Origin of the sequence: Paraburkholderia sp. BL21I4N1 (assembly GCF_002973525.1) — a bacterium.
In the GTDB taxonomy this organism is placed as follows: Bacteria; Pseudomonadota; Gammaproteobacteria; order Burkholderiales; family Burkholderiaceae; genus Paraburkholderia.
Map to the genome: position 1 here is coordinate 320,642 of NZ_PVEN01000001.1, position 10,671 is coordinate 331,312.

The following is a 10,671-nucleotide window of genomic DNA, read 5'->3' on the forward strand; positions in this document are numbered from 1 at the left end:
CAGCGGTGGCGATGCGCTCGATGGAATCACTTGATATCTTTAACGACCCGCAGACCGTCCTGCGATTGCCGTACCCCCGAGCTGTACTTGAAGCGCGTCGCACTGAGCATGTAGTCGCCGCCTTCGCGCCATGAGCCGCCGCGAATCACTCGCATATCGCAGCCGGGGTTATCCCACACATGACCGTCGGCGGGCGCGCCCTGGTACGTGTTGTGCCAGCAGTCGGCGGTCCACTCCCAGACGCCGCCATTCATGTCGTACAGACCGAGCGGATTCGGCGCGAACGAACCGGCGGCCTCAGGACCTTCCTTGTGCCACGGATCGCCGCAATCTTTGCAATTGGCGTTGCCCTTGTGCATCTGATCGCCCCACCAGTACTTCGTAACAGTGCCGCCTCGGTCCGCGTATTCCCACTCGGCTTCGGTGGGTAAGCGGTAGGGCTTGCCGGTGATTTTGCCGAGCCACTTCACGTATTGCTGTGCGTCGTCCCAACTGAGATCGCGCGCGGGCGCAGCCTTGTTCGGGTTGTTCTCCGGCGTGAGTTTTTGACATGCGTTGGCGGCGACGCACGCGTTCCATTGGTCGACTGTTACCGGGAATTTGCCGATCGCGAACGGCGCGCCGATCGTTACGTGGTGGACTGGTTTCTCGGAAGGGTCGTCGGTATTGCTGCCCATGGCGAACGCGCCGGCCGGTATGGGGATCATGATCGGACAGGTGGCACAGTCGCGGCTTTCACCTGCGGTGGGGGGATGGGTTGTGGGCTTTTGCGCAACGGCGGCGGCAGCAACCGCAGCGGCAGCGGGTGGGGCGCCGGGTGTGGGAGCGGGGCGCGGATGTTCTTGCGCAGTGGGGTTAGCCGGTGCGGTTGGCGTGGTTGGCGCGACTGGCTTTCCGGCTTGCGGTGCCGGTGTGCCTGGCGGCACCGCAGCAGACGTCGGCGCGCTCGCCGCCGACGCGGCACGCAAGCGGTCGATACGCGCATGCGCCAGCGTGGCGAAGCGGCCGTTCGGATAGGCCTTTAAATACGCTTCGTAATCGCCCGGGTAGTTGCTGTCCTTGATCGAATTCCAGAACGTGATTTCATACTGTTCGCTGCTATCTTTCGGAAGAATGCCGCGGCTATGCAAGTCGACGACCTGTTCTTGGGGGGCGGAGTTCGCGGACGGTTCAATAGCCTCCGCGTCGTTGATTTCGTGAGGTAGCGACGATGCAATCCGCGGCGTTTGCTCGCCACCGGTCGCGTTGCGAGTGTAAATCGCTGCGCGTCGCAGCAGAGTCGGCAGAGAGTCCGTTGGCGCATCGTGAAGCGCGTGCAGCCATGCGTTCGTATAAACGCCGTGCAGTGCGCCGTCTGCTGCAAACCCGCCAGGCGCCGTTGCGTACGCAACTATGGTGTTGGGCGGTAGCTCGAGTGCCGCAGAGCGCGTGCTTGCCGAGAATGGATTGTTCAGACACGTGTCGAGGATCACGAGGTTGAGCTGGCGATGACGCGGATGCGGCGAAGCCATTGCCTGCATCACCTCATTCAGGTCGAGGCCGTTTCGCACTAACGCGGCGGGCGCGTTGATATCGAGGCCAGCCGGAACCAGCAACGTCTGCCCGCCGATCTGCATACCGTGTCCGGCAAAATAAAAAAGCCCGACTCCTCCCGTTTGCAACCGTCGATGAAATTGCGCAATAGCCTCCCTCATTTGCGACGGCGACGCATTCGTCCGCAGGATGACCGCGAAGCCGAGCGCGCGAAGGCTCTCACGCATGGCCTCCGCATCTCGCGGCGCATTATCGCGGACCGCATCTACCTTCGCACCCGGCTGATGGCTATATTCGCCATTGCCAATCACGAGCGCAACACGCGGCGAAGGTGAATCGTCCCGTCGTAGCCTGAATGGCGAAATCGCGCCGTTAAAACCGGCGGCGGCATTCGCCGTGGTGTCACTCGCACTGTCGCGTAGCGTCGCGGCACGAGCATGATCCCAATGCGCCTGAATTGCCCCGGCCATGCATACCAGCAGGAATATTCGCCACATCTTCACATCCTGTTTGATCCGGACAGAACATAGGCATTCGAGGACCGCGACGCACGCCGCAATCGCCGGAGTACATCGGACAAGGTATCGATGCCGCTATCGACCATCCATCTGCAACCTGTTAATAACGATAGCACGCGCGTTGCGCGTCACGAGGGTCTGCTTCTCCTCATTGCGCTATACGGTTAACGAGTGTGGCGTATCTTTTTGGCAAGTTACGTCCTAAGCTAATTCACAAAGTAACGCGGTACGGTCGTTTTAACTAGGCGGCCGACCCATCGAGCGAGCGCCCGCGAAATTCGGCTGGAACACTCGGTCTGCCTTGCGCGGCCGAGATGGCCATGACCCTCTCCGGGAGAGTGCGCTATGCGAAGAACTCACACCCCTATTGATCCTCACAGGCAGCATGGCGTGGCGGCGCATTTCGCCAGGCGTCGTACTGCCTTGTGCGCGATTCTCGCCACCGCGCTCGCTTGCGTCGTGTCGCGCGCAGCGACGGCCGCCGCGCAAACCCCCTCGCCGCCGGGCGCCGAGGAGTACATCATCTGGCCGCCGGACGGCGCGGTGATTCACGGCGGCAAGCTGTGGGTCCGCATGGGGCTGCGCAATATGGGCGTGTGTCCGAAAGGCGTCGTGTTTCCGAACACCGGGCATCACCATCTGCTGATCGATACCGACCTGCCGCCGCTCGACCAGGAAATTCCGTCGGATCGCAATCATCTGCACTTCGGCGCGGGCGAAACCGATGCGCGTATCGAGTTGCCGCCGGGCAAACACACGTTGCAACTCATTCTTGGCGACCACAACCACGTGCCGCATGTACCGCCCGTGTACTCGAAAAAAATCACCATCACCGTGCAAAAAGACTAGCGTTGCTCGCTGCTTCCACGCGGGCGCGTCAGGACGGAGAGACCTTCATGTTCAAGATCATCGCGGTCGCGGCGCTGGTGGCGTCGGCGGCTTTGATTTCGTCGATTCCCGCCGTCGCCGGTACGACACCGTCACCGGCCGGCGCTCATGCTTATATTGGCTATCCGAACGATGGCCAGGTAGTCGCGGCCAATAAACCCTTCCGCGTCTGGTTCGGCCTGCGCTACATGGGCGTGGCGCCGAAAGGCGTGAAGTATCCGAATACCGGCCACCATCATCTGCTGATCGATACCGACCTGCCGCCGATGGATCAGGAAATTCCATCGGATCGCAATCATCTGCACTTCGGCGCGGGTGAAACGGAAACCATGATTCAGTTGCCACCGGGCAAGCACACGTTGCAACTGCTGATGGGCGACGACATGCATGTGCCGCACAACCCACCGGTGTACTCGAAGAAGATCACGGTGATCGCGCGATGACGTCGTGCGATTACGGTCTGCGCCGCGCAGTGTCACACGGTGACCAACAGCATCACACCGTTTGTTGGCTACGAGCCACCACCCATGGCACGCCGCTTCGTCGCCATGTTTTGCCGAGCAACGGGACGGCTCCCCGCAGCCCTTTATCCACAGCGGTTCGTTGATTTATTCAGGAGCGTGAAGCGAAACTGGCACAGCCCATGCATTAGTGACACTCGAGCAGACAAGATGCTCGAACCCAACCGCAAGACTGTGTAGCTTCCCTTCCAGGAGATTGACCATGAACACGCTGACCATCAAAGACCTGTCCATCACCGCTCAACTCGACAGCAAGGCCATGAGCGCCGTGCGCGGCGGCTACGGCTACCCGTCGTCGTCGTACTTCAGCTTTGACCCTGTGTACGCGCCGAACAACAGCAAGACCGTCGACGCGACCCAGTTGATCAATACGTCGATGAGCATCCAGAACGCCAACGGCAACAATGCGGCGTTCGTGGCCGGCGTCACGACCACCATCAACCCGCATGTGAGCGCGAGCAACAACATCAACGTTTGAACGGCGTTGAGAACCGCGGAGGCCTCAAGGGCTTCCGTGGTTCGACCGCCGATCCCTACTCAAAAAGATTCTGCGATCAATCGTTCTTTTCACGCCCCCAACGCTACCGTTCGATTCCCGGCACCGCTTCAAGCTTCAATACCGAAGCCGCGCACGAAATGGCCGATCGGCAAGGTGCGTTTTGCTCGTGCAGCGAAATGGGTGTCATCGGAGACCATCGTGTCCGCGTTGCTTGATTTCCCGGTCCATCAGCGCTTCTGGCAAGCCTCGGTGCGCACGCTGCGAGCCGTTTGCGCGGCGATGCTCTGCGCGCTTTCGCTGGGCGCGTGTATCGACGTCAGCATGCCCGCGTATCAGCGTCCCGATACACCGGCGAAAACCGCATGGTCGGACCAGAAAGGCGCGCCGGTATCGGCCGCCGCGACGATCGAACCCGATTGGTGGAAGGGTTTCCGCGATCCGTATCTGGACACGTTGATCGCGAAAGCGATCGCCGGCAACTTCGATATCAAGGTGCTGGCCGCGCGAATCGACGTGGCCGGTACGCAAGTCGGCGAAGCGAAAGCAGGCGCATTACCGACCATGGATCTCGGCGCCGGCGCCGATTTTGAAAAGAGCACCGGCCAGACGTTCGCGAAGCAGTACAACGTTGCGACTCAGGTGAACTGGGACATCGATATCTGGGGCAAAGTCGAAAAAGGCGTTCAGGCGCAGAAGGCCGAATTTCACGCCAGCGAAGCGGATTGGCGCGCGGGCTATCTGGAGCTGGTATCGAACGTTTCCAGCACGTACTTTCAGATTCTGCAATTCGACGACCAGATCGAGCAGCAGCAAAAAACCCTCGCCACCAATAAGCTGATTCTCTCGATCTACGAGGGCCAGCGCCGCAACGGTATCGTGCCGCAGACCCAGGTGCTGCGGCAGCAGGCGGAAATCAATCGCCTGACGAACCAGTTGCTCGAACTGCGCCGTTCACGCGATATCGCCAATAACGCGTTGTGTACGCTGATCGGCGTGCCGGCGGGCGAATTCCAGCTGCCTAAAGGCCATTTGCAGCAACGCGTGCAATTGCCGGCCGTCCCTGATGGTTTGCCTGCGCAACTGCTGGCGCGGCGTCCCGACGTGGTGGCCGCGGAATTCAGAGTACTCGAAGCGTACGACCTGGTCGGCCAGGCGAAACTCGCGCAATTGCCCACCATTAGCCTCACCGGGCACGGCGGTACGGCCAGCTTCGCACTGACCGATTTGCTGAAATCGTTTACCTACGGATTCATGCCGAGCATCAATATTCCGCTGCTCGATCCCGGCGTGCGCGCGCATGTGAAGGTCACGAAAGCGCAATCGACGGTGGCCGAACAGCAGTACCGCGTTGCCGTGATGGGCGCGTTCGAGGAAGTGGAGAATGCGCTGGTCAATCTGAACTCTCACAAACAGCAGCGCGTGGAGTTGCAGCAGGAGGTGGACCGCTTGCAGATCGTCGCCGCTCAGATCCAGTCGCAATTGCGTCTCGGCGTGGTGTCGCAACTGGAGGTGTTCGAAACCGAGCGCACGCTGCTGGACGCGCAACAGTCTCTACTCGCCAACCATCAACTGATTTTGTCCGACACCGTGCTCCTCTATAAGGCGCTCGGCGGCGGTTGGCCGAGCGTCGACGTACAGGCCGAAGTAAAGGAACACTGAGCGAAACCGCAACGTGGCGCGCAGCGCGGGTATTTCGGCTGCTGATGATGTACCGATTGCTTTTATCACCGATCATCTGGAAATTGACACTCGCCATGCGTGACTTACAATCCTTAAGAAGCCGGCTGTCGCCCGGCTCGCTCGAACAGGCTCCTTTCGCTGTAGTACTTCGTGCCGTTTTCGTTGCGTGTATTTCGCAACGGGTAAACGCTTAGTGATCCAGATAAAATGGCCACCGGCGAAGCTCCGATTGCTGAGATGCGCGTGACAGCGGGCGCCGCCTTCGACGTGGTGCTGTCTCCGGTTGCGTCCGCGCAGCGTCCCGCGCTCGACGCCATCCGGATCGTCGACAACCTGTTCGCCATCGGCCGCAGCGAGGCGCCTTTCACCGATTACCCCGCCGAACGGATCGCGCGGCTCTCGCGTCGGCATGCACGCGTTTTCATGGAACAGGGCGCGTTGTACGTCGCCGATCTCGACAGCAAGAACGGCACGACCGTCAATGGCGTCGCGGTGCGGCAAACGCCGGCCCGCGTGCGCGCCGGCGACGAGTTGTGCTTTGGCGGAGAGCTTTGCTACCGGGTGAGTATCGAGCCGCGTGCGCGGATCGTCGCGGAAGCCGGTTCAGCGCCCGTGTCGGCGTTGCTATTGGTACCGCAGCGCGACGACCTCGGCTTGCAGCCCATCGAAGTGCAAGCCTTCCCGTTTCTCATCAGCAAAGCCGACGAGGTTTTCTCGCGCTACAAGGAACGTTACCCGCATCAGGTCAATTACATTTCGCGGCGTCACGCGCACATTTTCCTGAAGAGCGGCGAATTCTATGTCGAGGATCTCGGCAGCACGAATGGCACATTCGTCGGTGGAAAACGCCTGGACGAATCCGCGCTGCCGCTCGCGGACGGCAACCTGCTTGCATTTGGGGGCGATCACTTCGTCTACAGGGTGACGCTGCAGAAGCCTCCTGAAGTCGAGCCCACCGTGACCCAACTCGTGTTCCACCCCGCCGCCGACGAAACCGCCGATGCCGACAAAACCACCTTTGTCGGCGCGGCGAATTCGTTCCTCGATATCTTTTGCGTCGATCCGGCGCGGCAACGCGAAGACGAAGTCAATCAGGCCGCCCAGCCGTGGTCGGGACCGACCAGGCGCGACGCGACCGGCTCGGCGGCGCGAGTGGGAAACGGCCTGAGTGACGCTCGTATCGCGGAGCATGTGAACGGCGCCCACGCGGCAAATGGCACGAACGAGGCCGCTGACGCGCGTGGTTCGCATGGCACGAATAATAAGGGCGCCGCGAAGGGCCGCACGCATCGTTGGCGTCTTATTGCCGGCGAACTCAGCAACGCGTTCGCGGGTGGCGATCGAACGAGCGTACGGCGAATCGCCATGTGGGGCGGTGTCGGCCTCGTCGTGCTGATTGCACTGGTGTCGACGCTCTATCTGCGCGGCTCGTCCGAGCGCGAATTGAAGAACCTGCTGGCGAGCGGCGATTACAACAGCGCGGTCACGGCAGCGAAAGGCTTCCTGGCGGATCACCCCGCCGATACGAAAGTCAGCGCGCTGGCAAGCGAGGCGCTACTGAAGGCGCGCCTCCCCGCCTGGCTGAATACGCTGCAAAAAGCGCAATTCGATCAGGCCGACACGCAGCTCAACGAGATGCGTTCATTGAGCACGAACAATGCAGACGCGCTGTCGCTGATCGGCGAATTGCAGTGGGTAGGCGATCTGGAGCGGTTCGTCGCGGTGCGCGGCGGCGTGGAGGCGCCGATCCGCATGTACTCGGACGAGACCATCATCACCGGTTTGCTGCAACGCTGGGACGACGACGCCAAAAGTCATCAGCGTGCGCTCGATCGCATTGCATCCTACGTGCCGGTGTTCGCGGAGCCGTACGCGCAGGCGCTCAGCCATCTGCGCAAACTGGAGAGCGACGATTCGGTGTACATGGCAGCGATCGACCGTCTGAATGGAACGATCCGCACCGAGCTGGCGCGCGACAAACCGGACGCGTTGCCCGCCGTGCTCGACGATTACGCGCAGCGTTATCCGCGTCTCGCGGGGCTGGATCGGGTGCGCGGCGATTTGCGGCAATACACGGCGCTATTGAATGCCGCGCTCGGCAGGCAATGGGTGCCGCTGCTCGCGATGCTGAAAACCACGCGTTTCAGCACGCCGCCGTTCCAGGCGCAGTTTCAGCAATTGGCGGCAAGCCGCCTGCCTTCTCAGGACGTCATTCAGCGGCAGGCAGCGGTGACGGCAGCATGGCAACGCGGCGATGCGCAGCAGGCGCTGGCGGGTCTGGCGGCGATGCCTGCGGGACCGTGGTCCGACGTGCTTGCAGCAGAGCAGACGCATAAGAAGGCCTTGCTCGACCAATTCGGCGATTTGCAGAAAACGCGTGGCGGCAAGGATTACGACGAACGTCTGCTGTCGTTCTACGCAAGCCTGGATCCGGTCAGCGACGTGTGGTTCGCGCAGTCGATCCAGAAAGACGTAGCCGCGCTGCACGATAAGGCGCTGGCGCGTGCGCAAGACCTGCTGCTGCGCGCGCAGAGCCTGTGGAAACAATATCGCGCGAACGGGCCGATTGGCGGCACGCAGCGGCTCGAAGCGGGGATTTCGCCGGGTTTTCGCAGCGCGGCGCGGCTATTGTCCGACGCGCAGAGCGCGGCACGGCAGGGCATGCGGATTTTTACGCAGTTGAAGGCCGACCATCCCGCGGACTTCGACCGGCTTCTCGCCGACATCGACGCCGAAGCCGATTTGCAGCGCCGTTCGCTGACCGAATTGCGCATGGTGCTGGATCCGGGCCTGCTGAAGGCCAAGTTGGCGTTGATCGGAGACGAGCAGAGTGAAACGCGACAATCACCCTAGGCCGTTGTCCGAAGCGCTGGAGGATCACAGCGTCGAGGGCATCGCGATCCTCACCGCCGAGCCGGTGCGGATCGCGCGCGCGCTGATCTGGGCGATGGTCGCGCTGGTGGTGGCCGGCCTGCTGTGGTCGTTCGTGGGGCGCGCGGACGTGATTGTCAGTGCCCAAGGCACCTTGTCGCCGGAGTCGGACGTGCGCCGCATTTATGCACCGATCGACGGCGAACTCGCCGATCTGTATATCGCCGAAGGGCAGCCGGTGTCGAAGGGCGATGTATTGGCGCGCCTGAACGCACGCGGCGCGATCGAAGCGGCCAGCAATGCATTGCAAGCGCAACTCAAACTCGAAGATGCCGAGCGCGACTGGAAACAGTTTCCTGAGAAGAAAGCGCTGATGGAGCGCAAAGCCGCCGCGCTGAAGGCGCAAATGGAAGTGGAATCCCGTCTGCACGAAAACCGCGTTTCCGAAGGCACCACCAAACTCGCCGAAGGGCAAAAAGCCGAACTCGACGAAGCGCGCAGCGTGCTCGATAACGCACGCCGCACGCGCGAAGCGGCACGCCAGGAGCTGGACCGTTATTCACAGTTGTTCGCGCAACCAGGTGGCGGCGGCATTGCCGAATTGCAGGTGGAGCAGAAGCGCACCGCCGCGCTGGAAGCGGACAACGCCTACCGGGTCGCACAATCGAAACTCGCGGAACTGGATTTCCGCCTGAGCCACGAATACGCACAGGCGAATGCACAACTCGAAACGAGCGGACAGCAGACGACCGATCTGCAACTGCAATACGACTCGGCGGTCCGCGACATCACCGACGCGGAAGACAAGGCGCGCCTGCAATTGCAGAGCGCACGGCTGGTCGCCGAAGCGGCGGCGCGAATCCGCTTCGAGAACATCGATAAAGACAATTTTCTGCTGATCCTCGCGCCGGTCTCGGGCGTCATCACCGACGTCACGTCGACCCAGCGCGGCGACAAGATCCAGGCGAACGCGCCGCTCGGCGGTATCGCGCCCAAAGACGCGCGGCCCGTGTTGAAGATCGAGATCGCCGAACACGACCGTGCTTTTCTGCATGAAGGCCTGCCGGTCAAACTGAAATTCAACGCGTTTCCTTATCAGCGCTATGGGCTGATCAGCGGCACGCTCGCCTATATTTCGCCGGCCACGAAGCCGTCGCTGCAGGACAAACAGCCGGTGTACGAGGGCCGTGTCACGCTCGACCGAAACTACTACCAGATTGCCGACACCCGTTACCCGTTGCGCTACGGCATGACGGCGAGTGCGGAAATCGTGGTGCGCGAGCGGCGTCTGATCGATCTGGGTCTTGATCCGTTCCGCCAGGTGGCGGGTTGAACGCGCGGATTACATGTCAATAAAAGGAGCGGATGAAATGACCGCGATAGTGCGTATCGATGACGAAGTCGTGGATGTGGCCGAGTTCATTCGTCTTCTGAAACTGACCGGCCAGTTCGAGAGCCTGATCGAGCAGATTGTGCGCGACAAGCTTACCGTGCATGCCGCGAAGAAGCAGGGCATGACCGTCAGCGCCGACGAAATCCAGCAGCGCGCCGATCAGTTCCGCCGCGTGCGTGGACTGCACCGCGCGACGGATATGAATCAATACCTCGATGCGCTCCATGTGAGTCTCGACGAATTCGAGGCTTTCATTACCGACGGGCTGTATCAGGAGAAGATGCTCGACGAGGTCGGCAACGACACGGCGATCAAAGACTATTTCGCACTGAATTCGCCGAAGTTCGATGCGATCGAAGTGAGCCATATCGTGCTGGACAGCGAGGGTAAGGCGAAGGAAATGATCTCGTATCTGCACGATGATCCCGAGAGCTTTGCCGACATGGCACGCGAGCATTCCATTGCGGATACCCGCGAGGCGGGCGGCGTGATCGGCAAGGTGTTGCGCGGTTCGCTGAAGGCGGACATTGAAGCGAAAATCTTCAACGCGGCGGTGGGCGATCTGCTCGGACCGTTTCCGTCGGCGGACCGCTCGTGCTTCGAGATTTTTGCGGTGACCGCCAAATATCCGGCCGCGCTCGATGACGACGTAGCCGCCGAAGTCCGGCGCCTGTTGCGCGAAAGCTGGCTGATCGCGCGCTCCCAGGAGCACGTCATCGAAGCGCGTTAACGCCGCAACGGAACACCCCGCCGACCGGAGGTCCGCAA

At 61.5% G+C, this 10,671-nt stretch carries 8 protein-coding genes; 7 read left to right on the forward strand and 1 reads right to left on the reverse strand.

What is annotated here, in order from left to right; translation table 11 throughout:
- Positions 1 to 26: 26 nt before the first annotated feature.
- Positions 27 to 2,030: an SUMF1/EgtB/PvdO family nonheme iron enzyme gene (locus B0G83_RS01480; protein ID WP_105505660.1), complete on the reverse strand. Its 2,004-nt coding sequence runs from the start codon at positions 2,028 to 2,030 to the stop codon at positions 27 to 29.
- Between the two features lie 366 nt (positions 2,031 to 2,396).
- Here B0G83_RS01480 and B0G83_RS01485 point away from each other — a divergent pair, with 366 nt between their 5' ends.
- The 7 genes from B0G83_RS01485 to B0G83_RS01515 all read left to right on the forward strand — a co-directional run bounded on the left by B0G83_RS01485 (position 2,397) and on the right by B0G83_RS01515 (position 10,633).
- Positions 2,397 to 2,900: a DUF4399 domain-containing protein gene (locus B0G83_RS01485; RefSeq protein ID WP_105505661.1), complete on the forward strand. Its 504-nt coding sequence runs from the start codon at positions 2,397 to 2,399 to the stop codon at positions 2,898 to 2,900.
- Between the two features lie 47 nt (positions 2,901 to 2,947).
- The gene (locus B0G83_RS01490; RefSeq protein WP_105505662.1) at positions 2,948 to 3,382 is read left to right on the forward strand and encodes a DUF4399 domain-containing protein; all 435 of its coding nucleotides are present in this window, start codon (positions 2,948 to 2,950) and stop codon (positions 3,380 to 3,382) included.
- Positions 3,383 to 3,662: 280 nt separating this feature from the next.
- Complete coding sequence (locus B0G83_RS01495) at positions 3,663 to 3,938, forward strand: hypothetical protein (RefSeq protein ID WP_105505663.1); 276 nt, start codon at positions 3,663 to 3,665, stop codon at positions 3,936 to 3,938.
- 300 nt (positions 3,939 to 4,238) lie between these two features.
- Positions 4,239 to 5,618: an efflux transporter outer membrane subunit gene (locus B0G83_RS01500; protein ID WP_105506526.1), complete on the forward strand. Its 1,380-nt coding sequence runs from the start codon at positions 4,239 to 4,241 to the stop codon at positions 5,616 to 5,618.
- A gap of 228 nt (positions 5,619 to 5,846) precedes the next feature.
- On the forward strand, positions 5,847 to 8,492 hold the full coding sequence (locus B0G83_RS01505; RefSeq protein ID WP_105505664.1) for an FHA domain-containing protein: 2,646 nt from the start codon (positions 5,847 to 5,849) through the stop codon (positions 8,490 to 8,492).
- Entirely contained in the window at positions 8,470 to 9,843 is a 1,374-nt protein-coding gene (locus B0G83_RS01510) for an HlyD family efflux transporter periplasmic adaptor subunit (protein WP_105505665.1), read from the forward strand. The genes B0G83_RS01505 and B0G83_RS01510 overlap by 23 nt, the downstream gene beginning before the upstream one ends.
- 37 nt (positions 9,844 to 9,880) lie before the next feature.
- The gene (locus B0G83_RS01515) at positions 9,881 to 10,633 is read left to right on the forward strand and encodes a peptidylprolyl isomerase (RefSeq protein WP_105505666.1); all 753 of its coding nucleotides are present in this window, start codon (positions 9,881 to 9,883) and stop codon (positions 10,631 to 10,633) included.
- Positions 10,634 to 10,671 lie beyond the last annotated feature (38 nt).